Source organism: Mesorhizobium tianshanense, assembly GCF_007830515.1.
Taxonomy (GTDB): domain Bacteria; phylum Pseudomonadota; class Alphaproteobacteria; order Rhizobiales; family Rhizobiaceae; genus Mesorhizobium; species Mesorhizobium tianshanense.
Window position 1 is genome coordinate 57,337 of record NZ_VLKT01000037.1, and the last position, 25,093, is coordinate 82,429.

The window sequence follows — 25,093 nt, forward strand, 5'->3', positions numbered from 1 at the left end:
TCCGACGAATTTCGACTTGCGAACCGGCTTGCCTCAGCTCTCAGTGCGCGCCGCGCAGCCTGTCCACCAAGCTGCGTACCGCAAGCACCAAAACCGTGACGATGATCAGGATCACCGAGAGTGCTGCGATCGCCGGGTCGATGTTGTCGCGCAGGCCCATCCACATCAGCCTGGGCAGCGTGATGGCGTTGACCGAGGTGATGAACAGGGTGACGCCGATCTCTTCCCAAGACAGTACGAAGGACAGAAGGGCCGCGGTGATTATCCCGAACTTTATGTTGGGCATGATGATGCGGGTGGCGCGCTCCCACACTGTGGCGCCAAGGCCGCGCGCGGCGAGGTCGATGCGTCGGTCGAGCTGGCTGAGCGACACCAGGATCAGCACCGTGGCGAAGGGCACCGTCATAACCGAATGCGCCATGGCGACGCCGAGCCAGGTGTCGTAGCCGAAGAATGAGCTGACGCCCGAGATCGAGGTCAGCAGGAAGTAGAGCGTGATCGCCGAGACCACCGGCGGCACCACCATCGGCAGCAGCACAAAGCCGACGAGTGCGGCGGTGAAGCGCGGCTGGAACATCCAGACGCCGAGGCTGAAGCACAGCGCCAGCACGGTCGAGAACGCGCTGCTGACGACGCCGATCCTGATCGAGAGCAGGATCGAGTTGATCCAGCGCGGATCCTCGATCAGCGCCCGGTAGTGGCGCAGCGACAATTCACCCGAAGGCATCGCCAGCATGCGGCTCGGCGTCAGCGACACCGGGATGACGGCGAGCAGCGGCAACAGCAGGAACAGCGCAACCAGAGCGGCGAGGATCAGCGAGACGGGGCCGGGGCGATAGGTCGGCATCAGATCATCTGCTTCGGTCTGACATAGCGGAACAGCAGCGCCATCAGCGCGCCGACGAACAGCACCAGCACGACGCTGATCGCAGCCCCCAGTCCCCAGTCCGGACTCTGGAAGATGCGGAGATAGATCAGCTCGGCGATCATCACGCTGCGGCCGCCGCCGAGGATCGCCGGCGTGACGAAGAATCCGAGCGAAAAGACGAAGGCAATCAGTGCCGAGCCGATAATGCCGGAGCGGGTCATCGGCACGAAGACAGACCAGAAGGTGCGCATGCGGCTGGAGCCGAGCCCGCGCGCCGCCAAAAGCACGCGGTCGTCGAGGCTGCGCATGGACGACGCCAGCGGAAAGACGGCGAAAGGAATGAGGAAATGCGTCATGCCGACGATGACGCCGAATTCGTTGCGCACCAGCGTCAGCGGTTCCGAGATGAAGCCGGTCGCCTGCAGCCAGGTGTTGATCAGGCCGCGATTGGACAGCAGCGCCACCCAGCCGAAGGCGCGCGTCAGCACCGAGATCCAGAACGGCACCAAGATGCAGAACTCGGCGACCACGCGCTGCACCGGCGTGCCGCGCACCCAGACAACGGTGATGGCATAGGCGGCGGTGACCGATACTAGGGTGACGATTGCCGCGATGCGCAGCGTGCGGATGAACACCGACTGCACCAGCGGGTCGGTGGCCAGCGCCCCATACTGCCCGAGCCCCGGCTCGGGCAGGGTGAAGCTCCAATTGACGACGCCGAGGAATGGCCACGCGTAGGCAAGCACGAGGAACAGGAGCAGCGGCGCCATCAACAGCGCCGCGCCCATCCTGTCGGAGAGATATGCTTTCATCTCGGCCCCGGTTGTCCCGGCTTATCAGGCGGAGATGATCTTCGTGTATTCGTCGAGCGCTGCCCCGTAGTTCTTGGCGTACCACTCCATGTCGAGCGCGATCTGCTTCTTCATGTTTTCGGGGTCGACGGGGTTGATGCGCTTCTTGTCGGCGGGGATAAGCGCGTCGGCGGCCGGGTTGGCCGGGCCCTGGCCGAGCTTGTCGAACATGACCAGCTGCTTTTCCGGATCCTGGGCGCTGGCGATGAACTTCATCGCCGCGTCCTTGCCGCCGGGATTGCCTTTGAGCACGGCGAGCGCGCCGGGAGAGATCAGGCCCTGGTCCCAGATGAACTTGATCTGGCCGCCGGAATCCTGCTCGATCAGCGAGGCGCGGGTCGACCACACGATCGCCATCGAGGCCTCGCCGTTGAGCAGCACGCTCTGGCTTTCGGCGCCGCCGCCCCAATAGGCCACGACATTCTCCTTGAAGGCGGCGATCTTGTCATGCGCGCGCTTGAGGTCGAGCGGGTAGAGCTCGGCCGGCGCGATGCCGTCGGCAAGCAGGGCGGCTTCCCAGCTCGACACGCCCCATTTGTAGAGCGAGCGCTTGCCGGGGAATTTCGCCACGTCGAAGAAATCGGCCATGCCGGTCGGCGCTTCGCTGCCATATTTCTCGGAATCATAGGCAATGACGTAGGAGAAGAAATAGGTCGAGGCGGCGTGTTCCCAGCCAAAACCCTCGCGCATCTTCTTCTTGTCGACGACCGCGTAGTCGATCGGCTCGAGCATGCCCTGGGCGCCGAGCGTGATGGCCGAGAACGGGTCGACATCGACCAGGTCCCAGGTCGGGGCGCCGCTTTTGAACTGAGCCGCGATCGCGCCTTCGGTCGGGCCCGAGCCGTCCATCTTGACGGTGATGCCGGTCTCCTTGGTGAAGGCCTGGCCATAGGCCGCGTCATAGGCGGTGATGGCGTCGCCGCCCCAGTTGACCAGCACCAGTTCCTTGGCTTGCGCAAAGGCGCCGGTCGAGCGCAGCAGCATCGGCGTGCCGGCCAGCACGAGTGCGGCCAGCTGTGTGAACTGCCGGCGCGAGATCTCGCCGCGCGCGGCCCTGGCGGACAGGGTCTCGATGGCGTGTTTTTTGCTTTCGTTTGTCATGTCAGTTCCCCTTTTTGTCGTTGATCGTTCTGGAGTCGGCCTGGCGCTTTTCAGCTCCGCCACGCCGATCGTCATTGTCCTCCGTCCGGAAGGAGGAAACCTTTTTCCGCCGGCCATGTCAGCCATACGGAATTGCCCTTGCTGAGTGCCGAGGCGGCGACCTCGTTCGGCACGGAGACCGTCACCTTGGCGCCGTGGCGTGTGGTGAGATCGAGCCGCGTCGCAGCACCGAGATAGGTCGAGGCGACCGCCGTCGCGGCGATGCCGTTCTCGCCTGCCGCCGCTTCGGGAGCGATCGACATGTATTCAGGCCGGATCGCCAGGATGGCATTGCTGCCGACGGCGCTGGCATTGCCGCGCAGGCTGATGGTGCGGTCTTCGCACAGGCCGGTGGCGCCATTGTCGGCGTTGCGCACGCCCTTCAGCGGCAGCATGTTGATCTCGCCAAGGAACTCGGCGACGAAACGATTGGCCGGCCGGTCGTAGACCTCGTCAGGCGCGCCAACCTGCAGCAATTTGCCATGGTTGAAGATGGCGACGCGCGACGACAGCGCCAGCGCCTCGCTCTGGTCATGGGTAACGAAGACAAAGGTGGTGCCGGTCTCCTGGTGCAGCCGCTTCATCTCGGCCTGCATCTGGCCGCGCAGGCCCTTGTCGAGCGCCGAGAACGGCTCGTCGAGCAAAAGCACGCCCGGCTCGAACACCAACGCGCGCGCCAGCGCCACGCGCTGCTGCTGGCCACCGGACAATTGCGCCGGCAGTTTCTTCTCGTGGCCCTTCAGCCCGACGCGCTCGATCATCTCGCCGACACGTCGCTTGATTTCGGCCGACGATCTCTTGCGCACCTTGAGCGGGAAGGCGATGTTGGCCTCGACGCTCATATGCGGGAACAGCGCGTAGCCCTGGAACACCATGCCGGCAGCGCGTTGCTCGGCCGGCCGCTCGGTGATGTCGACGCCGTCGCTGTAAAGGCGGCCGTCGGTCGGCTGAATGAAACCGGCAAGGATCATCAGGAAGGTGGTCTTGCCCGAACCGGAGGGCCCGAGCAGGGTCAGGAATTCGCCGCGGCCGATATCGAGCGTCAGATCGTCCAGCGCACGGAACGAGCCGAAGCTCTTGCCGATCCCGATTGCCTTGATCTCTGCGGCCCGGCCGGGTTGCTGCATCCTGCCTTTGTCCTCACTGCTGGGATAAATCGTAGGGCAGGGCAGCGGCTCACCGCAACCGAATAGTTTTCGCCGGATCGGCAAATTTGATTCATCTATGCGCCAATCTCCCCCCTCGAGGGGGAGATGTCGCCGAAGGCGACAGAGGGGGTCGTCTCGCGTGGAGCGCGACTTCCTCCTTCTTTGAGGAAAAGCCAGACTCTTTGAGGAAAAGCCAGACTTGGCCGAGTCCAGTCGAACCGACCCCCTCTGGCCGCTTCGCGGCCATCTCCCCCTCAAGGGGGGAGATTAGCGCTGGTTCTCCGACAGCTTCGACCGCAACCATCCACTGAAAACATTCAGCACCGGATGCGCGGCCTTCGCGTGCTCGGAAACCAGAAAATAAGACCGAGGCGATTTGATCGCGATGTCGAAGGGGCGGACCAGCCGGCCTTCGCTCAGCGCCCGGCGACTGGTCAATTCGTCGCCCATGGCGATGCCCTGGCCGGCGATCGCCGCCGAGAAAACCAGGTTCATGTCGGAAAAGAAGATGCCGCCCTCGATATCGGGATTCTCGACCTTCGACAGCGCCAGCCAGCGCGCCCAGTCCTCGGTATCGCCAAGATGCAGCAAATTGGCGCGCAGCACGTCGGCCGGCTTGGAAAACCCACCGATCTTGTTGAGCAGCGTCGGGCTGCACAGCGGTGTAAACGAGATTTCGCACAACAGCTCGGCCGCGCGGTTCGGCCAATTGCCGACGCCAAAAGCGATGAAGGCGTCGGCATCGGCATTGCTGACATCGTCCAGCCGCCGCGGCGTCAGGATGCGCAGCGCGACATCGGGGTACATCTGCCGGAACTCGCCGATATGGGTGCACAGGAACAGCGAGGCGAAGCCCGGCGTGCAGCTGACGCTGAACGAGCCGCCGACGCCGGTGCCGGCATGGCGGCTCACCGCGTCGCCCAGCACCGTCAGCGCCTTGCGCACGTCGCTGGCGTAGCGCTGGCCACGCGGGGTGAGCGCCACGCCCTTGCCGATGCGTTCGAGCAGGTCGAAGCCGAGATCGCGTTCGAGCAGGCGAAGCTGATGGCTGACGGCGCTGCGGGTCAGATGCAGTTCGTCGGCGGCGCGCCATACGCTACCATGCCGGGCAAAACTGTCGAGGGCGCGCAGCGCCTGAGTGGAAGGTATTCGCAAGAGGCCTCAGGTGAACCGAATTTGCATATGCCGGGAAAACATATCACTTTTTGACGAGGCGCTTCACTGCTTTCTTCTCATCCCATGGAGGAACCGGTGACGAACTCTGCGCAAATGACCGCGCTTGCCTGCCTGGAGGACATCCAGCCGTCACTGTCGGCGTGGACGCGGACGATCTTCGATTTCGGCGAGACCGCCTGGCGCGAGTACCAGTCGGCCGCCTGGTATGTGGAACATTTGAAGTACGAAGGCTTTTCAGTCGAGGAAGGCTCCGGCGGCATGCCAACCGCCTTTTGCGCCCATTGGACCAACGGCGCCGGCCCGACGATCGGCATGTACGCCGAATACGATGCGGTGCCCGGCAATTGCCAGGACGCGGCGACCGTCAAGCGACCGCGTCCGGGTCTCGGCGAACAGGCCGGCGGCCACACCGATCCGCATTCCGGTCTTGGCATTGCCAGTCTGGGCGGGCTTTTGGCGACCAAGGCGGCGATGCAGCGCCACGGCATATCGGGCACGCTGCGCTTCACCGGCGAGCCGGCGGAGAAGGTGCGCGGTTCGAAGCCGATCCATGCGGCGAAGGGCTATTACGATGGCCTCGCCGGCATGATCTCCTTCCACCCCTTTTACATGCTGCCGCTCTGCAACACGGCGCGCTGGGACACGCATTGTGGCGCGGCCTATGCGATGATCTACCGCTTCGTGTGCGACGAACCCGAAGATTGGGTTCGCGCAAGCGACGCAGCACCGATCCCGCAGGCGCATTCGGCGGTCAGGGCGCCCGGCGCCAACGACGCGCTTGTCATGATGTACATGGCCTCCAAGGGGCTGCGCGACTCCATGCTGCCGCATCAGGGCGGCTGGTCGATCAGCGAGGCGATCCTGACGGCGGGGCAGGCGACAGCCGACAATCTGCCGGCGGGGTTGGCCGAGATCCAGTACATGATCCGCGTGCCGACTTTAGCGATGGCCGAGCAGGTGACCGCCATGTTCGATCGCAATGCCGAAGCCGCCGCCAAGATGAGCGGCTGCCGATACGAGCGGCACTGGGTGTCGAAGTCGCGACCGGGGCTCGCCAATCACGCCATGGCTGATATTGCCTATGAGGCGCTGTCGATGGTCGGGCCGCCGCGCTGGGATGAGACGGCCAAGGCCGTGGCGCGCGAAATCCAGGTCAATGCCGGCGGCATAGCAAGCGACGAACCGTTCATCGCCGAGCTGGAGCGGCTGATCGCGCCGCGGGAAGCGGAGGCGCTACTGCGCCGCGACCTGCCGCCCTCGCAGCTCAACTCGACCTCGGACGATTACACTGACATGTCGTGGCACGCGCCGACGGCGCGGTTCTACGTCGCCCGCCCGGCGCTGCGGTCGGAGAATGGCCATGCTTATCCATCTTGGGCAATGAATGCGCTGGGCGGCATTTCCGCCACGATCGATCCGATGGTTACCTGCGCGTCGAAGGCGATTGCGCTGGCAGCACTTCGCCTGCTGGAAGACAAGACCGCCCGCGGTGCGGCGATGGACGAATTCGTCGCCCGCACCGGCGGCGGCATTGGCGGCTCGAATTGGCTGGCGCCGCTTTGCGACTATGACCCGCCGATCCATTTCCGCTGGCCGGAATATGTCACCACCCCGCGCGGACGGGACTGGTGGATACCAAGCAACCCCCAAGCCACATCATCACCCGCACGAGGAGAAACCCCATGACCGTTCATGACCGCATCGTAGCCGAACCATTTTCACTGCAGCGCCGCAACCCGGCCGGCGGCACCAAACCGCTGACCGCCTGGGGCTTCGCCAATGAGACCGACGTGCTGACCGACGTGCTGCTCGGCTCGCCGAATTTCCTGCGCCATCTTTCGACCAGCTCGCTGTCGCGAAAACATCTGCGCGAGGCGCCGTGCAACGTCCAGATCGCGCAGGCTCAGCACAAGGACCTTGTAGCCGCCTACGAGCATTTCGGCGTCAACATCCACTGGCACGAGCCGACGCCGGAACTGCCGATGCAGGTCTATTCGCGCGATTCCAGCGTCATGACGCCTTACGGCGTCATCATCACCGCGATGGCCAACTGGTGGCGGCGCGGCGAGAACTACGCCGCGATCCGCACCTACGAAAAACTCGGCATCCCGATCTACGACATGGTCACCGCCGGCACCTTCGAGGGCGGCGACTTCAACGTCATCGAGGACGGCGTGGTGCTGATCGGCTGCGGCGGCGCCCGCACGCAAGAAGAAGGCGCGCGCCAGGTCCAGGCCTGGTTCGACAAGGAGGGCTGGGAAACCCGCATCGCCTTCATCGACGAGTATTACGTCCATATCGACCTGATGGTGGTGCCGATCGCGGAAAAGCTGACCGCCGTCTGCCTCGCCTGCACGGAGCCGGGCATCGTCGACTGGCTGAAGGGCAAAGGCCACGAAATCATCGACGTGCCGTTCCAGGATACGATGGCGCTCGGCTGCAACTTCATGTCGCTTGGCAAGGACAGGGTGATCGCGCCGACGTCCAGTCAGACACTGATCGGCCAGCTCAAGGCGCGCGGCTTCGAGGTGGCGGCGGTCGAGATGAGCGAGATCTCGAAGACCGGCGGCGGCATCCACTGCATGGCGCAGGCGCTGAAACGCGAGCCGGCCTGAGCGGCAGCCACTCTCGCTTGCCAGCCGGTCCGCGATTGCGGTCCGACGCGTTGTTCCATTTTTCACAAGATGGACAACGCGTTTGATCGGTCTTACGGTTTGAGCCGAACCAGCGGAGATGTTCGCGGCCCCAATGAACAAGGTCGATATCAGGAACAAGGGTAGCGACGAGCGTTCGACTGCCACCAGCCTTTTGCGGCTCGGCACACGATTGAAGCTCTCCCGGCAGACGCGTGGCCTGACCTTGAAGGCGCTCGCCGCCGCTGCCAATTGCTCGGAAAGCCTGCTTTCCAAGATCGAGAACGGCAAGGTCTCGCCCTCGCTTCCCATGCTCCACAGGCTGGTCGAGGTGCTCGGCACGAATATTGGCTGGATGTTCGAGGAGTCCGACGGCGAGGAAGGCATCGTCTTTAGGGCCGGAACGCGGCCGTTGATCGCGCTCGATCCGCTGCGGCGCGGCGAGGGCATTTCGCTCGAGCGTGTCATTCCCTATTCGCCAGGCCATCTCCTCCAGTGCAACATCCACCATATCGAGGCCGGCGGTGAAAGTGCCGGCCCCATCCAGCATGCCGGCGAGGAAGTCGGCTATGTGCTCGAAGGCTCAATCGAGCTGATGGTCGGTGAAAAGACATTTCGCCTGTCTGCCGGCGATTCCTTCGTATTCGATTCCGAAGTGCCGCACTGGTACCGCAATGTCGGCAATGAACGCGCCAGCATTTTCTGGGTGAACACACCGGCGACCTTCTGATCCCTGCAAGCTCTGGTTCTCTTCGCCGATGCCAATTCAAGTCACTTGACAGGAAATCAAGTATCTTGAATTATGCGTCTGCGCTCAGCGCCAGGTGAGCCCGATCAAGGGCCTTTTCCGCAAAACCAAGGGGAACCGGAATGCGTCTTACCAAGATCCTTTCAGGCTGCGCCGCAGCCATCGCCATGACCCTCGCGCTCGGCTCTGCCTCGGCCATGGCCGAGACCTATGCGCTCGTCACCATCAACCAGCAGGCCCTGTTCTTCAACCAGATCAATGACGGTGCGACGGCTGCGGCAAAGGCTGCCGGCGTCGACCTCGTCATCTTCAACGCCAACAACGTGCCGAGTGCGCAGAACGACGCGATCGAGAACTACATTACCCAGAAGGTCGACGGCATCATTCTCGTCGCCATCGATGTCAACGGTGTGAAGCCGGCAATCACCGCGGCCAAGGCCGCCGGCATTCCGGTGATTGCCATCGACGCGCAAATCCCGGACGGCGACAATGTCGCCTTCGTCGGCGTCGACAACACCAAGGCCGGCGAGGATATCGGCAAGTTCTACGCCGACTACGTTAAGGCCAATATGAGCGGCACCGCCAAGATCGGCGTCGTCGGCGCGCTCAATTCGTTCATCCAGAACCAGCGCCTCGACGGCTTCAAGAAGGCCGTCGCCGACAGCGGCCAGAAGGTCACCTTCCTCGACACAGTCGACGGCCAGAACGTGCAGGACGTCGCGCTGTCGGCCTCCGAAAACCTGATGACTGCCAATCCCGACATGACGACGCTTTATGCGACCGGCGAGCCGGCCCTGCTCGGGGCTGTGTCCGCCGTCACCAGCCAGGGCCGTACCGGCGACGTCAAGGTGTTCGGCTGGGATCTGACCAAGTCGGCGGTGCAAGGTCTCGAAGAGGGCTGGGTGGTCGCTGTCGTCCAGCAGGATCCGGCCGGTGAAGGCAAGGCTGCCATCGAAGCCTTCGTCAAGCTCAAGAAGGGTGAGAAGATCGAGCCGATCATCAATGTTCCGATCACCATCGTGACCAAGGAAAATGTCGGCCAGTTCAAGGACATGTTCAAATAAGATCTCCCAAGACCGCCGGGCTGCGCATTGACCCGAGGGTTGCGCGGCCCGGCGACCGATTGAACTTTGTCGCCCAGAGAACTGGAACCATGATGAGCGATGGCGAGACCTACCGCGTCAGGATGACCGGTATTTCCAAACGGTACGGCCCTATCCAGACGCTGGACGATGTTTCGCTGAACCTGAAGCCTGGCGAAGTGCTCGGTCTGGTCGGCGACAATGGCGCCGGCAAATCCACCTTGAGCAAGGTGCTCTCCGGTGCGGTCATTCCGGATTCCGGCACCATCGAGATCGATGGCAAGGGTGTGTCCTTTTCCTCACCGGCCGATGCCCGCGCCGCACGTGTGGAGATGGTCTACCAGGACCTTTCGCTCTGCGACACGGTGGATGTCGCGGGCAATCTCTTCCTTGGCCGCGAGCCGCGCAGCCACGTTCTTGGCATCCCCTTTCTCGACAACAAGCGCATGCACGACGAGACGCGCGAGATGCTCGACCGGCTCGGCATCGTCATCGCCGACACGAGGCTCAAGGTCGAAAACCTCTCCGGCGGGCAGCGCCAGTCGATCGCCATCGGCCGCGCCGCCTCCTTCGATCCGTCGGTGCTGATCATGGACGAACCGACGGCCGCCCTCGCAGTGGCGGAGGTCGAGGCGGTTCTGGATCTCATTCGCGCCGTCAGCGCCCGTGGCGTCAGCGTCATCCTCATCACCCATCGGCTGCAGGATCTGTTCCTGGTCTGCGATCGTATCCAGGTCATGTATGAGGGCCGCAATGTCGCCGAGCGCAAGATCGGCGACACCAGCATCGAGGAGGTCGTCAACCTGATCGTCGGCCGCAAGTTTGTCGCGCGTTCGGCACGCGCAAGCCGTGATGAGGCAGCACAGCCATGAATGTCACCTCATCGCCTGGGAATATCGGCGCCTCGCCGCCCAAACGCGCCCACAACAGCACCTGGAAGGATGTGGCGATAGCCAATGGCAGCGTTGTCTCCATCGCGCTGTTCTTCATTGTCGTCTGCGTCGTCTTCTCACTGATCACCAACTCCTTCCTGACGACGCCCAATCTGCTGAACATCGTGCGCCAGTCCGCGCCACTGCTGATCGTTGCGGCGGCGATGACCTTCGTCATCACCGCGGGCGGCATCGATCTCTCGGTCGGCTCCGTGCTGGCGCTGACGGCAACGCTGTCGGCGGTCCTGCTGCAGGCTGGCCTGCCGTGGCCGCTAGTCGTCATCGCCATGCTGGCGCTCGGCGCGGCGGTCGGGGCTTTGCAGGGCTTCTTCATCGCCTATGAGCGGATACCGGCCTTCATCGTCACGCTGGCCGGGCTCTCCGTCATTCGCGGGGTGGCGCTGCTGATCACCGGCGGCTATTCGATCCCCGTTGAGCCAACCAGCTTCTTCGTGAATATCGGCAGGGCCTGGTTTCTCGGTGTGCCGGTGCCGGCACTGCTCGCCCTTGTTGTTCTGATCATCGCCTATCTCGCTTTCAATCAGACACCGTTCGGCCGCTATGTGACCGGCATTGGGGCCAATGCCGAGGCTGTGCGCCGCGCCGGTGTCGATACACGCTTCATGATGCTCTTCGTCTATATCCTGTCCGGCATGGCGTCGGCGGTGGCCGGCATCATTCTCGCAGCCCGACTCGGCTCCGGCTCATCGAATGCCGGCCAGGGTTTTGAACTCGATGTCATCGCCGCCGTGGTGCTTGGCGGCACCAGCCTGTTCGGCGGGCGCGGCACGATCATCGGTACAGTGCTCGGCGCGTTGACCGTCGCAGTCATCGGCAACGGCCTGATCCTCGCGCATATGTCGCCCTTCCTGACGCCGATCGTCACCGGCACAATCATCCTCGTTGCCATCTGGCTGAATTTCCGCCTGTTCAAGGGCGCAACGCGGAGCCGCTGACATGGATCATCTGTTCGACGACAAGCCAATCAAAGCCAAGCCAGGGGAACGGGCGCCGATCGGTGTTCGCTCCGGTACGGTGATGACCGTTGCCGGCCCGATTGCGATCACCGATATGGGCGTGACGCTTATGCATGAGCACATCCTGCTCGACGGCGCGACATCGTGGAAATGTCCCTGCCATCCCGACGAGAAGAAGATCGCCGAGCAACCGGTCAGCATGGAAATCATCGGCGAACTGCGGATGAACCCCTATATGAACCGCGACAACGTCTCGCTCGATGACAGCGACCTGGCGCTTTCGGAACTCGCGAAGTACCGGGCGCTCGGCGGCCATACCGTGGTCGATGCGACCAATATCGGTATTGGCCGCGATCCGGTGAAGCTGGCGCGTATCGCCCGCGCCTCGGGGCTGCGGATCGTCATGGGGACAGGTTTCTACTTGCAGCACACCCATCCCGACTGGCTGAAGGCGATGGACGTCGATGAGGTCACCGAATTCCTGGTCAACGATGTCGGCGGCGGGACGACGCAGCCCGAAATCATGGCCGGCATCATCGGCGAGGTCGGCGTCAGCAAGGATTTCACCGACGAGGAGCGCAAATCGCTACGCGCTTCGGCTCGTGCCGCGAAAATCACCGGTGTGCCGCTGACCATCCATCTGCCCGGCTGGGAACGGCTGGCGCATGACGTGCTCGACGTGGTCGAGGCGGAAGGCGCCGATCTCAGGCATACGGTGCTATGCCATATGAATCCGAGCCACAACGATCTCACCTATCAGAAAAGCCTCGCCGCGCGCGGCGCCTTCCTGGAATACGATATGATCGGCATGGATTTCTATTATGCCGACCAGGACGCGCAATCGCCTTCCGACGAGCAGAATGCGCAGGCAATCCGCTCGCTGATCGACATGGGCCTGATCGACCGGCTTCTGCTGTCGCAGGACGTCTTTCTGAAGATCATGCTGACGCGCTTCGGGGGCTTCGGCTACGGCTTCATCCTCAAGCATTTCGTGCCGCGGCTGAAACGCCACGGCGTCGAGCAGGCGGCAATCGACCGCATGCTCGTCGACAATCCGAAGACCGTGTTCGCCGCGAGCCTCTAAACCGTGGATCAATTCGACATAGGGAGCAAACATGTCCAGGAAGAAGGTTCTTCTCGCAGGCGAGTCCTGGGTCTCGACCGCGACTCATATCAAGGGCTTCGACCAGTTTCCGACCGTGACCTATCACACCGGCGCCGACGAACTGCTGGCCGCGCTGAAGAATGGTCCGTTCGACGTCACCTTCATGCCGGCGCATGAGGCGCAGCGGAATTTTCCCCAGACCATGGAAGCGCTTTCGGCCTATGACGCGGTCGTGCTTTCCGATCTTGGCGCCAACACGCTGCTGCTTCACCCCGACACCTGGATCCACTCCAAACCGACGCCGAACCGGCTGCGCGTGCTGCGCGACTATGTCGGCAATGGCGGCGGCCTGTTGATGTTCGGCGGCTACTACAGCTTCCAGGGCATCAATGGCGGCGCGCGTTATCACAAGACGCCGGTCGAGGAGGTTCTGCCCGTCTCCTGCCTGCCGGTAGACGACCGTGTCGAGGTTCCGGAGGGCTATGCGCCGGTCGTTGTCGGCCCGCAGAGCCATCCGATCCTCAAGGGCCTCGGCAAGGATTGGCCGATCCTGCTCGGCTTCAACGAGGTCATGGTCAAGGACGATGCGGAAGTTCTCGCCACCGTGTCTTCCGACTACCGTTCCCTGCCGCTGCTGGTAACCGGCAAATATGGCAAGGGCCGCACCGTCGCCTGGACCTCGGATGTCGGCCCGCACTGGCTGCCGCCGGGCTTCATCGCCTGGAGCGGCTACAAGACATTGTTCGAACAGATGCTGGGCTGGGCAACAGCCAGGGACTAGCCATGCGCGTCCATGTCATCGGCAATGTCTGCGTCGATACGACGTTTCGGCTAGACCGCTTTCCGGCGGCGGGAGAGACGCTGAACGCGTCGGAACATTCCGACGGACTTGGCGGCAAAGGTGCGAACCAGGCGGTGGCCGCGGCGCGCACCGGAGCTGATGTTCGTTTCCGTGCGGCGATCGGCAATGATGCGGCCGGTGCATGGATAAGGGATCAGTTGAGCCGCGATCTCGATGTCCGTCATCTGACAACGCTGCCGCTGCCCAGCGACCGTTCGACGATCATGGTCGATGCGCGCGGCGAGAACTTCATCGTCACCGGCGCCAGTTGTGCTGCCGCTTTCGATCCCCTGGCCGACAGCGGCCTCGTGCGCTCGATCGAAAGCTCGGACATCATGGTGATGCAGGGCAACCTTCACCCCGATGCGACGACGGCCTGTCTGCGCGCGGCGCGCGCGGCAGGAGCCTTGACGATCTTCAATCCGAGCCCGCTCGCGGCCGGCTATGCACCGCCTCTGAGTGCCGTCAGCCACGTTGTCGCCAATGCGGGCGAGGCGGCGCAGCTGACCGGCGCCAGCGATCCTGCCGCGGCGGCCCATGAGTTGATCCGCCAAGGGGCCAGCGCCGCGATCATTACGCTTGGCGCGCGTGGCTGCCTGGTCGCCGACAGCAAGGGACCGATCGAACAGATCGCCGCGCCCAAGGTGGCCGTGGTCGACACCAGCGGTGCTGGTGATGTCTTTTGCGGTTGCCTCGCCGGCTGCCTTGCAGCTGGAATCGACCTCGCTGCCGGGGCGCGGATCGCGGTACGTGCCGCCAGCATTTCGGTTGGACGCACCGGCACGCTCGAGTCCTGCCCAGACGGGCACGAGATGAAGATGCTCATGGCAACGACAGAGACGGAAAAGGCATGACAAAGTCCCCCAAACCAATCGGTCAAGTCGCGGATGACGCGTTGCAGTCGATCTTCGGCAGGAACAAGGTGGTGATCGGCGTCGTTCATCTCGCACCCCTACCGGGCGCGCCGCGTTACAATGGCGAGGCGGTCGAGGCCATCTATCAACGCGGCCTCGACGATGCGAAAGCCTATCTGCATGGTGGTTGCGATGGCGTTATCGTCGAGAACCATGGCGACGTGCCGTTTGCCAAACCGGATGATATCGGGCCGGAAACCTCCGCCTATATGTCCGTCGTTTCCGACCGCATCCGCCGAGAACTCGGGAGACCGATTGGCATCAATGTGCTCGCCAATGCCTCCATCCCCGCACTGTCGATCGCCAGCGCCTCGGGTGCTTCCTTCGTCCGCGTCAATCAATGGGCCAACGCCTATGTCGCCAATGAGGGCTTTATCGAAGGCGAAGCGGCGCGCGCCATGCGGTTCCGTGCCCGGCTTCGCGCCAATGGCATCCGCATCTTCGCCGATGCCCATGTCAAGCATGGCGCACATGCGATCGTCGGCGACCGGCCAGTCGAGGAACAGGTCAAGGATCTGGTGTTCTTCGACGCCGATGCGGTAATCGCCACCGGCCAGCGCACCGGCCACGCCGCTGACCTCGACTACATCAGGATGATCAAGGAAGCAGCTGGATTGTCGACGCTCGTCGGCAGCGGTGTGACGGCCGACAATGCCAACGATATTCTCGACATCGTCGACGGTGTGATCGTCGCCAGCTCGCTGAAATATGACGGGGTCTGGTGGAACCAGGTTGAGGCACAGCGGGTGAACGCCTTCATCCGCGGCCTCAAACGATGACTTTGCAGCCGGAAATTGACGGCGAGAGATTGCTCAGGCGGCTCGATGCGTTCGCCCGGATCGGCGCGACGCCGGCCGGGGGCGTCAATCGGCAGGCGTTGAGCGTCGAGGATCGCAGCGCCCGGCGTCTGCTGGCGGAATTGGCGCTTGAGCGCGGCTTCACGGTTTTTCAGGACGGCTTGGCGAACCTCTTTATCCGCCGAGAGGGCTCCGATACCGCCCTGCCACCGCTTCTGATCGGCAGCCACCTTGACAGCCAGCCGACCGGAGGGCGCTTCGACGGAGCGCTCGGCACGCTTTCCGCCTTCGAAGCACTCGAAGCCCTGGAGGACGCGAAGGCGCAGACCCGAATGCCGGTCGAGGTCGTCGCCTGGACCAATGAAGAGGGCAGCCGCTTCGCGCCGGGCGTCATGGGTTCGATGGCATTCGCGGGTGCCGATACAGCCGCATGGAAATTGATAGTCGGCAGCGACGGCGCGTCCCTAGCAACGGAACTCGATGCGACGATCGCTGCATTGCCGGAGGCGGCGGCGCGGCCGATCGGCATGCCGATATCAGGCTACATCGAGCTCCATATCGAACAGGGACCGTCGTTGGAAAAGGAGCGGATGCCGATCGGCGTCGTCACGGCCGTCCAGGGTACGCGCTGGCTGGAAGTCTGCATTCAGGGTGCCGCGGGTCATGCCGGCACGACCGGCCTTGCATACCGTAGGGATCCGATGGTTGCCGCCGTTGCGGCGATGCACAGGTTGCAGGCAACGATCATGTCGCTCGACGCCGACGCACGGCTGACAGTGGGCCGGATCGCAGCCCAGCCAGGATCGATAAACGCGATACCGCAATCGGTGATCTTCACCGTCGACCTGCGGCATCCGCAACCGGAGCGGCTCGATGCCATTGAGGCCGAGGTGCGCCAGGTCTGCCGGACGGAGGCCGAGGCCCGGATCTGCACGGCAGCGATCGCGCGATCGTTCGACATGCCCGGGGCAGCATTTTCGCCGGATATGATCGATGTCGTCGAAGAAGCCGTCAATTCTCTGCGGCTACCGCATAAGCGGATGATATCGGGCGCTTTCCATGACGCGCTGTTCATCGCCCGCGTGGCGCCGGCTGCAATGATCTTCGTGCCGTGCCGCGACGGGCTCAGCCATAATGAGGCCGAATATGTGGAGCCTGCTCATGCGATCAACGGTGCGCGGGTCCTGTTGCGGGCAGCCATTGTGGCGGCCTCTGCGGGCAACCGGTATAGATGATCATTTGCCACCGCGGCCAGGCCCGGCCTGTTGTAGCAAGCCGCCGCACGCATTTGCGTGACATCACTGAGGCCCGTAGGCCAGATTTCTTGGAAATCCCGATGGGAGGGGCCCCCGCCATCGGGCTCGATATCCAGTGCGTTGGGAACGCTCCGAGGCGGGCGCTGCGGGAATAATGCATTCTACCCAGTATCATCAATCTCGGCATGAGCCGATCACATCCATCCGCCAGGGTCACAAACAGTTAAAACCTGATCTTCACCGAAGCGGCGCTGCGGTTGGCCGGCCCGTGGAAGACCGCCTCGATGTTGTTGCCGTCGGGATCGAGCAGGAAGGCGGCATAGTAGCCGGGATGGTAGTGCTGCCGCTCGTCCGGTGCGCCATTGTCCGTGCCGCCGGCATCGAGCCCGGCCTGGTAGAAGGCGTCGACCATCGCGCGGTCCCTTGCCTGGAACGCAAGGTGGTGGCGCCCGGTCAGTTGTCCGTTGGCGGCCCGGCTGTCGATGCTGGAGACGAACAGCTCGTCGGCCCAGAAATAATCCTCGGCGCTGCCGCCTATGGGAACGTCGAGCACCTTGAGAACCGCCTCGTAGAAGCGCCGGCTGGCCGCAAGATCCCTGACCACCAGCTGGATGTGGTCGATGAGCCGGCCGCGATGAAGTTCCATGCCTGATAGCTCCTGATCGCCAGCTTGGAAATCTAGCTTCGGAGGGCGCACGGTCAATGCCATGAGCAATTGAGTGGCGCGTTTTCTTGGACTGGATAAAAAATGCAACCGGATTGTAGGATTCGAAATGTCGCCATCGTCCTTCGGACGCAAGCGGCGCTGCGAAGCACGAAAAGTCGCGCCGTCGAACACGGTCCAGACCATGATCCCGAAAAGTGGGAACCGGTTTTCGGAAAGGATCATGGTCAAACAAGATGCCTCCGGCATGGGAGAAAAATATGAGCCTTTCCTATCGTTGGGTCATCGTCGCGGCTGGTGCCCTGATGACCTGTGTCGCCCTTGGGGCGATGTTCTCGCTGGCGATCTTCCTCGAACCGATGACGCTCGACACGGGCTGGTCGCGCGCCGGCATATCGAGCGCGATGACGCTGAACTTCCTGGTGATGGGCGTCGGCGGCTTCGCCTGGGGCGCCATTTACGATCGCCTCGGCGCCCGCATCGTCGTGATGACTGGTGCTGCGCTGCTCGGGCTGGCGCTGGTCCTGGCGAGCCGCACCAACTCGCTGCTTGTCTTCCAGATAACCTATGGCGTGCTCGTCGGCCTCGCGGCAAGCGCCTTCTTCACGCCAATGATCGCGCTGACCACCGCCTGGTTCGACACCAACCGCAGCCTTGCCGTTTCGCTGGTCTCGGCCGGCATGGGCGTGGCGCCAATGACGATCTCGCCCTTCGCGCGCTGGCTGATTTCGGCTTATGACTGGCGCATCGCCATGTTCGACATCGGCATCATGGCATGGGTGTTGCTCCTGCCGGCGGCCCTGCTGGTGCGTCAGCCGCCGGAGCCTGCCGCTGCCGACGCCGCCGCAGAGCCGGTCGCCGCGGGTGCAGGCATGTCGGTGCGCCAAGCGCTGCTCTCGCCACAGTTCATCGTTCTGGCGCTCACCTTCTTTGCCTGCTGTGCGGCGCATTCCGGGCCGATCTTCCACATGGTGAGCTATGCGATGCTATGCGGCATAGCGCCGATGGCGGCGGTCTCGATCTACAGCGTCGAGGGCCTGGCCGGCTTAGGCGGCAGGCTTCTGTTCGGTGTCCTTGCCGATAGGCTGGGCGTCAAGCCGGTGCTGATCGCCGGGCTGGCGATACAGGCCGTGGTCATCGCGGCCTATCTCGCCGTCAGCCAGTTGGGTCAATTCTACACGCTCGCCGTCATCTTCGGCGCCACCTATGGCGGCGTCATGCCGCTCTATGCGGTGCTGGCGCGCGAGTATTTTGGCCAGCGCATCCTCGGTACGGTGTTTGGTGCCGCGACCATGCTGTCCAGCATCGGCATGGCCTTCGGCCCGCTCGCCGGCGGCGTGGTGTTCGATGCCTACGCGAGCTATTCCTGGCTGTTCATCGGCTCGGCCCTTGTTGGGCTTGGCGCGGTGGCGGTGGCGATCGCCTTCCCGCGGCTGCCACGCAGAGAGTTGCAGCCGGCTTAGGAGGTGAGCGAAGCGATGGCCGCCTTTGGAGCGGCCATCGAACTGCGTCAGGCTGTGAGCCGAAGCGGACATCGCGGAGCCCTTAAAGCAGTTGCCAAGCGGGCAGCGAGATCGCAAATAACTCTCAATTGCCAATTTAAGCTTTTACTTTTATTGGCCAGATATAATCTTTGAAATAGGTGTAAATATATTTGTTGCCTATACAATATTAATTGAAGATACATAGCTCGGTTTGGTGAAAAGTTCCCTAATTATATAATAATATTTCTCAATATACCCACGCTCTTGCTTGCTCTGTGTTGCATTTTGGTCATATCGCCCCCGTTCGCGTGCGTGCTACCAAGTGCAGGTGGCATTGTCGGGGGGCACCATGAGATATTCTGGGCTTGGTAGAATTGCGCTGACCGCTGCGTTTCTAACGTCTGCGGCGTATCCTGCGATCGCCGGCGACTGGTCGGGCGTCTATGTCGGCGGCGGTCTGTCGTTCCGGGAGAATACGGTTGCATTTCCGAACGGAACGGATCGGGTAACGATCGACGACAGCACCCCGCCGGGCATCGGGCATTTCGAAAAGGTCCCCGACCTCGAGCATAAAGGCAACACGATCGGCGGGCATGTGCTGGCCGGCTATCTGTTCCAGAAGGACCGGTTCGTGTTCGGCGCCGAGGCCGACTATGAGTTCGGCCCGTCGTTTTCCGTCGACCGCAGCCCCGGCATCCCGACTTGCGCCAATCCGCCCATCGTCAGCCCAGGCAACTTCAGCTGCATTGGCCTCAGCACGTTCTTCGAAGACGTCAAGACGCTGGGTCATGTGCGCGGTGTGGTCGGCGTCGAACTGACGCCAACGGTCCTTGCTTTCGCGGCGGGCGGCCTCGCCATCGGCAAGAGCCCCGAACTGATCGGAGCGAGCGCCGGAGGATTTGTCGCTGACCCGCCGGACTCGCCGCTCGTCGGCGCTGCGACAGTCACCCGGCGTGGTCTCGGCGAGACCATTTATGGCTACTCGATCGGCGGCGGCCTGCAGGTCAAGGTCGGCCACGGGTTCATGCTGCGTGGCGAATATCTCTACGACAAGTACAAGGGTCAAAAAATCGCTGTCGGCGGTGCCGGCTTCGGCGGCACGATCGGCGAGGTGACGATCAACTCCTTCAGCAGCCCTGGTAACCGCGTCGACTATTCGAGCCACGCCGTGCGCCTTTCCGCCATCTATCAATTCTGGGGCAATGACGAACCGGTCGAGGAACCTGCCTATCTCGCTCAGAGCGACTGGTCGGGCGTCTATTTCGGAGGCGGTCTGTCGATGAACCGCCACGAGGTTGGCTTTCCCGACGCCACCAACTTCCTCAACATGAGCAACACCGACACCGGCGGCTCGCTTTCGGTGACACCCTCCAACGAATTTGAGGGCGATTCGACGGGCGGGCATCTCGTTGCGGGCTATGCGCATCAATTCGGGCGCGTCGTGCTGGGTGCGGAGGGCGACCTTGAGTTCGGCAACTCTTTCAGTCGTGAGCGTGATCCCGGTGGGCCGGAATGCCTGACACAGCCGATCAATTTCGTCGAGCTCGGCGTCGGGCATTTCGAGTGCGTCGGCACCAAGCTGTTTTTCTCCGAGGTCAAGACGCTGGGCCATGCCAGATTGACGGCCGGCTACGAAATCACGCCTGCCCTCTTGGGCTTCGTTGCCGGCGGCCTCGCCGTCGGCAAGAGCCCCGACAGGTACGGAGCAAGCGTTTTCGGGGCCGTCGCCGTGCCGCCGAATGCACCGCTCGTCGGCGCCGCGACCGTCACCAGGTCCGGCCTCTCAAAGACCGTTTACGGCTATTCGATCGGCGGCGGCCTGGTGCTCAAGGCCAGCGAACATTTGAGATTGCGCACGGAATATCTGTACGACAAGTACAAGTCTGTCGACATCGCTGTCGGCGGCGCCGGTTTTGGTGGAACCCTCGGAAACATCCAGACCAATTCCTTCGTGAGCCCCGGCAGCAAAGTCGACCTTTCCAGCCATACCGTTCGCCTTTCCGTGATCTATCAATTCTGACCCCATTCCGGCGTAGTTCTGTGGCTTCTACCCCATTGTCGCGGGTATCAGTTGCGCCGCTTCGTTGGAAAGCGAACCGCCGAAAGGCGCTACCGTCCGGTATCGGCAAGGTGCCGATACCGCTCTGCTTGGCTCTTCGTCAGAACCCCCGCTTCACCGCATGGCGAAGAGTTCCTGATGGAAGCGCTCCGTCACCGGCAGCCCCTGCGCGGCAAAATCCTGCCGCAGCGCCTCGCCGAAACCTGCCGGACCGCAGAACCAGATGCTGGCCTCGCGCCATTCCGGTACCGCAGCGCGAATGCGTTCGCCGGTCAAGAGACCGTCGCGGGCGTCGACCAGGACGTGCAGGCGAATGTCAGCGGCCTCAGCATCCGCCTGCAACTTGGCGATGGCCGTCTCATCATACTCGGTGGTCGTGTGAAACAGGTCGATCACCGGAGGTCGGGGCTGGTTCGGGTTTGCATGCCGCTCCAGCGTGATATGCTTCATGCCGGCGATGAACGGCGTGATGCCGATGCCACCGCCGATCCAGATCTGCCGGGGCTGGCCGTTGTCGAAGGTGAAACAACCGTATGGTCCTTCGATCTTCACCTCCTGCCCGACGTGCAATTTCTCGCGCAGGCGGCTAGTGTGGTCGCCCAGTGCCTTGGTGACGAAAGTGATCCGCGGATCCTTTTCATTCCACCCAGAGGCGATGGTGTAAGGGTGCGCCCCTTCCGACGTGTCCGAGGTCGCGAAGGCGAACTGGCCGGGCTTGTGGCCGGGCCAGCCACGCGGCACCTCGATCTCGGCCTCGAGCGCCCGCACGCCGGGATAGTACTGGAGCGAGGCGATCTCGCCCTGAACCTGCCGGGCCGCACCGACGCGACGCAGCAGGACAACAAGCGCCGCGTAGGTGCCCGCTGCCAAGAGCAGCGCCATCCCCACGCCGACCGGCGAAGTCCAGTAGCTGAAGCTGGTCAGCACCACCGAATGGAACACCAGCACCAGATAGGCGACGGCCAGCAAGCGATGCGTCTTGTAGAACGGGCGGTAGGGAAATCGCTTGATAAGCGCCAGCGCGATCAGCAGCACGGCGGCGTAGAACGCCCATTCACCCAAGCCCTCCGCGGAACCGCGCAGGGTCATGAAGAATTGCTCCACCGGGTTTTCCGGAACCGGCCTCGCTCCGCGTACACGTGGTTCGAGCCAGCCCCAGCCGGTCGCCCATTTCGGCCCCTGGCTCCACAGCCAATGGACTACGGAGACGACGAGGGCCGCTATGCCGAGCCACTTGTGCAGGCGATACATCTTGTCCAGCCCGCCAAACCACGGCTCCGGCCAACGCGGCCGCAGCGCCAGAATCATGGCCACGCTCATGGCTGCCATGGCTATGATGCCGCTGTACTGAACCATCGTCCCTCGAAGCGCGAGGAAACTGGCCGGCTGAAACACCTGGGGTTCAGCAAAGACCCACAGAACGCTCACCAATGCCAGCATGCCCCAGAAGGCGCGTTTGATGTTTCGCATCGCGGTCTTTCTCGCAAAGCAAATGATCGGGATCGGTTATTTGTGCTGCTCTGGCCCGTGTCGTTGACGTGGATCAACGGGGGTGCGGCACTGTCCGCTGCGGCGTATCTCAGGAGCTCGATCGGTTTTTATTGGTCCGCCAGAGGCATTTCCCGATGGCATGCTGCACTGCAGCGCATCCGATGGTCTGTAGGTCGCTCCGAACACGAAACGCTCAAAAACAAGAAAATTCAGGTAGTTATCGCACATTTTTTAACATGTGCCTCACGCGACGTCATTGCCATTCTGGGGAGGGACGGAACGGGTGCTGGAAGACGGCCGCCTTCGAGGAGGATTTCTCATCGTTAACGCTAAGTGAAGGCAGGGCTCTGGTAAATCACCGTGTCGTCGGGTTAGCTTATTAGGTTGGGGTAAACTGGCGTGAGGATCCCGAAAATGCAGCGGGTAAAGCGAGTCTTGGTGACTGGGGGTGCAGGTTTTCTGGGATCGTTCTTATGCGAGCGGTTGCTTGGTGAAGGCCACGAGGTTGTATGCGTCGACAATTTCTTCACGGGAAGCCGGAGAAACGTCTCGCATTTGCTCGACGACAGATCCTTTGAGATCATTCGCCACGACGTGACATTTCCGCTCTACATAGAAGTGGATGAAATATACAATCTTGCCTGCCCGGCGAGCCCCGTTCACTACCAGTTCGATCCGGTCCAGACGACAAAGACCAGCGTCCATGGGGCGATCAACATGCTGGGGCTCGCCAAGCGGGTTCGCGCAAAGATCCTTCAGGCGTCCACGTCCGAAGTCTACGGCGATCCCGAGGTTCACCCGCAGAAAGAGGACTATTGGGGCAGGGTAAACCCGATAGGGCTCCGTTCGTGTTACGACGAAGGCAAGCGGTGTGCCGAAACCCTGTTTTTCGACTATTGGCGGCAGCACAGGCTGCGCATCAAGGTAGCGCGCATCTTCAACACCTACGGTCCGAGGATGCGTCCGGACGACGGCCGCGTCATTTCCAACTTCATCGTGCAGGCACTGCAAAACCAGCCGATAACCGTGTACGGCAACGGCCAGCAGTCACGTTCATTTTGCTATGTAAACGATCTCATCGACGGTCTGGTTCGCCTGATGCAAACGGCCGACGATGTAACCGGTCCAATCAATCTGGGCAACCCGGTCGAATTCACGATGCTCGAACTCGCCAATCTCGTGATCGAACTTACCGGAAGCCGATCCAAGATCAAGTTTTTACCTTTGCCCGTCGACGATCCAAGGCAGCGACAGCCTGATATCGGGTACGCCTCGCGCGAACTCAATTGGAAGCCAAGAATCGCATTGCGCGATGGTCTCGCCAAGACCATTGCCTATTTTGATGACTTGGTCTCATCGGGACATGCTGGGTCCGCTGCAGCCGAATGAAAACAGTCTTGGTCACCGGCGGGGCGGGTTATATCGGCTCACACTGTTGCAAAGCATTCGCCGAATCCGGTTGGTCGGTCATTGCGTATGACAACCTCTCGCGCGGCTGGCGCGACGCGGTCAAATGGGGACCGCTTGTCGAGGGCGATATTTGCGACGCCGCAGCGGTGGCAGCAGCGCTGCACCAGCATCGGCCGGATGTGGTGGCGCATTTCGCCGCCTACGCCTATATCGGCGAGTCCGTCGAGCGCCCGGAACTCTACTACCGAAATAACAGTTTTGGGACGCTGGTCTTGCTCGAGGAAATGCTGAAGATCGGCGTCGACAAGCTGATCTTGTCGAGCACCTGCGCATCTTACGGCGTTCCGATCCGTTCTCCGATTGACGAAACGCATCCGCAGTCGCCCATCAATCCCTATGGATGGTCGAAATTCATCGTAGAGCGAATGGTGGACGATCTTTCGGATGCTCATGGCCTCAACGCGGTTGTGCTCCGGTATTTCAACGCGGCCGGATGTGATCCCGACGGCGAGGTCGGCGAGCGGCATGAACCGGAAACACATGTCATTCCGCTCGCTATCGAGGCGGCGGTTAGATCGGGCCGGATTTTTACCATCAATGGCACCGACTTCGACACCCGTGACGGAACCGCGGTGCGGGACTATGTCCACGTCACCGATCTCGCCCGTGCGCACGTTCTGGCAGGGGAGAAGCTTCTCCGCGATCGGGGGGTCCACGTCTACAATCTTGGCACCGGAACCGGAACGACGGTGAACGAGTTGGTCGATGCCGTGCGCCGGGCTTCGGGAACGCGCCTCCCGGTGGCCTACGGTGCGCGCAGGGCAGGTGACCCGCCTGCGCTCGTAGCCGCTGCCGGCAAGGCCGCACGGGAACTCGGCTGGATGCCTGAGCAATCCGGAATCGACCGGATCGTCGAAACGGCGCTGGCCTGGTATCGCAGCCGGTTGTGACGATCTTTTGCGGAAGGGCCCTACCGCTTGGTCGCAATCGAGAGCGGGGTAGTGTCTCAGTTTGAAATTTGACGCGTCGCTTGTCGCGATCCTGCCCGAACTCCTATATGCTCAGCGCAATGCATACATGATGGACGCAGTTGCGCCCAAACCGGGCAAGCGCGGGCCGTACAAAACGAAAGCCGTCGCCTGATGCCGACTAAAGATAGTCGACCGTGAACAATCCGGGCCCTAAGCTGCGACCGACTTCGGCCGAAGTTGAAGCAGGGCGATCAAGAGCGACAAAAAATCCTTCAGCCACCTGAGCAGGAGGGAGAAGTTGTAGCCGGCGGCGGCCAGGATGGCGTTGAGGGCGTCGCCCTGGCGGCCGGCGAGGTAGTTGCGGCCCATTCTGTGTTCGCTCTTGATGTGGCCGATGACGGGCTCGACCGCCGACCGCCGCCGCATCTGGCGCTTGATGGCTGGGGTGACGCGGCGCTTCTGGCCGGCGGTGAAGACCCTGAACTTGTGGCTCTGCGGTGCGTTGTGGCCGCGATAGCCGGCGTCGGCGAGGATGCGGCCGATCTC

The 25,093-nt window shown here is 62.6% G+C and carries 23 protein-coding genes; 15 read left to right on the plus strand and 8 right to left on the minus strand.

Annotated features, from left to right (window positions below; all coding sequences use genetic code 11):
* Positions 1–40: 40 nt before the first annotated feature.
* The 5 genes from IQ26_RS25900 to IQ26_RS25920 all read right to left on the minus strand — a co-directional run bounded on the left by IQ26_RS25900 (position 41) and on the right by IQ26_RS25920 (position 5,162).
* The gene (locus tag IQ26_RS25900; RefSeq protein WP_145721199.1) at positions 41–847 is read right to left on the minus strand and encodes an ABC transporter permease; all 807 of its coding nucleotides are present in this window, start codon (positions 845–847) and stop codon (positions 41–43) included.
* A complete protein-coding gene (locus IQ26_RS25905; RefSeq protein ID WP_145721202.1) occupies positions 847–1,680 on the minus strand; it encodes an ABC transporter permease in 834 nt (277 codons plus the stop codon). Before IQ26_RS25905 ends, IQ26_RS25900 begins: the two co-directional genes overlap by 1 nt.
* A 24-nt stretch (positions 1,681–1,704) precedes the next feature.
* Positions 1,705–2,820 (minus strand): ABC transporter substrate-binding protein, encoded by a 1,116-nt coding sequence (locus IQ26_RS25910; RefSeq protein ID WP_145721204.1) that lies wholly within the window; start codon positions 2,818–2,820, stop codon positions 1,705–1,707.
* A gap of 71 nt (positions 2,821–2,891) precedes the next feature.
* Positions 2,892–3,986, minus strand: coding sequence for an ABC transporter ATP-binding protein (locus IQ26_RS25915; RefSeq protein WP_145721206.1), 1,095 nt, complete (start codon positions 3,984–3,986; stop codon positions 2,892–2,894).
* A gap of 288 nt (positions 3,987–4,274) precedes the next feature.
* Positions 4,275–5,162: a LysR substrate-binding domain-containing protein gene (locus tag IQ26_RS25920; protein ID WP_145721208.1), complete on the minus strand. Its 888-nt coding sequence runs from the start codon at positions 5,160–5,162 to the stop codon at positions 4,275–4,277.
* An 84-nt stretch (positions 5,163–5,246) separates the two neighbouring features.
* Here IQ26_RS25920 and IQ26_RS25925 point away from each other — a divergent pair, with 84 nt between their 5' ends.
* The 11 genes from IQ26_RS25925 (at position 5,247) to IQ26_RS25975 (ending at position 16,447) form a co-directional block, all read left to right on the plus strand.
* On the plus strand, positions 5,247–6,869 hold the full coding sequence (locus IQ26_RS25925) for an amidohydrolase (RefSeq protein ID WP_162458075.1): 1,623 nt from the start codon (positions 5,247–5,249) through the stop codon (positions 6,867–6,869).
* Positions 6,866–7,798 (plus strand): dimethylarginine dimethylaminohydrolase family protein, encoded by a 933-nt coding sequence (locus tag IQ26_RS25930; RefSeq protein ID WP_145721214.1) that lies wholly within the window; start codon positions 6,866–6,868, stop codon positions 7,796–7,798. The genes IQ26_RS25925 and IQ26_RS25930 overlap by 4 nt, the downstream gene beginning before the upstream one ends.
* Before the next feature lie 133 nt (positions 7,799–7,931).
* Complete coding sequence (locus tag IQ26_RS25935; protein ID WP_145721216.1) at positions 7,932–8,546, plus strand: cupin domain-containing protein; 615 nt, start codon at positions 7,932–7,934, stop codon at positions 8,544–8,546.
* 140 nt (positions 8,547–8,686) lie between these two features.
* On the plus strand, positions 8,687–9,628 hold the full coding sequence (locus IQ26_RS25940; protein ID WP_145721218.1) for an ABC transporter substrate-binding protein: 942 nt from the start codon (positions 8,687–8,689) through the stop codon (positions 9,626–9,628).
* 89 nt (positions 9,629–9,717) lie between these two features.
* Positions 9,718–10,518, plus strand: a complete 801-nt coding sequence (locus IQ26_RS25945) for an ATP-binding cassette domain-containing protein (protein ID WP_407660286.1) — start codon at positions 9,718–9,720, stop codon at positions 10,516–10,518.
* Complete coding sequence (locus IQ26_RS25950) at positions 10,515–11,534, plus strand: ABC transporter permease (protein ID WP_145721222.1); 1,020 nt, start codon at positions 10,515–10,517, stop codon at positions 11,532–11,534. The genes IQ26_RS25945 and IQ26_RS25950 overlap by 4 nt, the downstream gene beginning before the upstream one ends.
* A 1-nt stretch (position 11,535) precedes the next feature.
* Complete coding sequence (locus tag IQ26_RS25955; protein WP_145721224.1) at positions 11,536–12,639, plus strand: phosphotriesterase family protein; 1,104 nt, start codon at positions 11,536–11,538, stop codon at positions 12,637–12,639.
* A gap of 31 nt (positions 12,640–12,670) precedes the next feature.
* On the plus strand, positions 12,671–13,441 hold the full coding sequence (locus tag IQ26_RS25960) for a glutamine amidotransferase (RefSeq protein WP_145721226.1): 771 nt from the start codon (positions 12,671–12,673) through the stop codon (positions 13,439–13,441).
* 2 nt (positions 13,442–13,443) lie between these two features.
* Entirely contained in the window at positions 13,444–14,355 is a 912-nt protein-coding gene (locus tag IQ26_RS25965) for a ribokinase (RefSeq protein ID WP_145721229.1), read from the plus strand.
* On the plus strand, positions 14,352–15,194 hold the full coding sequence (locus tag IQ26_RS25970; RefSeq protein WP_145721230.1) for a BtpA family protein: 843 nt from the start codon (positions 14,352–14,354) through the stop codon (positions 15,192–15,194). The genes IQ26_RS25965 and IQ26_RS25970 overlap by 4 nt, the downstream gene beginning before the upstream one ends.
* The gene (locus IQ26_RS25975) at positions 15,191–16,447 is read left to right on the plus strand and encodes a Zn-dependent hydrolase (protein WP_145721232.1); all 1,257 of its coding nucleotides are present in this window, start codon (positions 15,191–15,193) and stop codon (positions 16,445–16,447) included. The genes IQ26_RS25970 and IQ26_RS25975 overlap by 4 nt, the downstream gene beginning before the upstream one ends.
* A 244-nt stretch (positions 16,448–16,691) precedes the next feature.
* Here the strand turns inward: IQ26_RS25975 and IQ26_RS25980 are convergent, their stop codons facing one another.
* Positions 16,692–17,114, minus strand: a complete 423-nt coding sequence (locus tag IQ26_RS25980) for a VOC family protein (protein WP_162458076.1) — start codon at positions 17,112–17,114, stop codon at positions 16,692–16,694.
* 278 nt (positions 17,115–17,392) lie between these two features.
* Here IQ26_RS25980 and IQ26_RS25990 point away from each other — a divergent pair, with 278 nt between their 5' ends.
* Both IQ26_RS25990 and IQ26_RS25995 read left to right on the plus strand, forming a co-directional pair.
* Entirely contained in the window at positions 17,393–18,595 is a 1,203-nt protein-coding gene (locus tag IQ26_RS25990) for an MFS transporter (protein ID WP_145721238.1), read from the plus strand.
* Positions 18,596–18,965: 370 nt separating this feature from the next.
* Positions 18,966–20,636, plus strand: a complete 1,671-nt coding sequence (locus IQ26_RS25995; protein WP_145721239.1) for an outer membrane protein — start codon at positions 18,966–18,968, stop codon at positions 20,634–20,636.
* 153 nt (positions 20,637–20,789) lie between these two features.
* Here the strand turns inward: IQ26_RS25995 and IQ26_RS26000 are convergent, their stop codons facing one another.
* Positions 20,790–22,145, minus strand: a complete 1,356-nt coding sequence (locus IQ26_RS26000) for a ferredoxin reductase family protein (RefSeq protein ID WP_145721240.1) — start codon at positions 22,143–22,145, stop codon at positions 20,790–20,792.
* 435 nt (positions 22,146–22,580) lie between these two features.
* Between IQ26_RS26000 and IQ26_RS26005 the strand changes: the two genes are divergently transcribed.
* A complete protein-coding gene (locus tag IQ26_RS26005) occupies positions 22,581–23,555 on the plus strand; it encodes a UDP-glucuronic acid decarboxylase family protein (protein WP_208760211.1) in 975 nt (324 codons plus the stop codon).
* A complete protein-coding gene (galE, locus tag IQ26_RS26010; protein WP_145721242.1) occupies positions 23,552–24,526 on the plus strand; it encodes a UDP-glucose 4-epimerase GalE in 975 nt (324 codons plus the stop codon). Before IQ26_RS26005 ends, galE begins: the two co-directional genes overlap by 4 nt.
* Before the next feature lie 231 nt (positions 24,527–24,757).
* Here galE and IQ26_RS26015 read toward each other — a convergent pair.
* The coding region (locus IQ26_RS26015) for a transposase (RefSeq protein WP_208760212.1) at positions 24,758–25,093 on the minus strand (336 nt) is incomplete at its 5' end.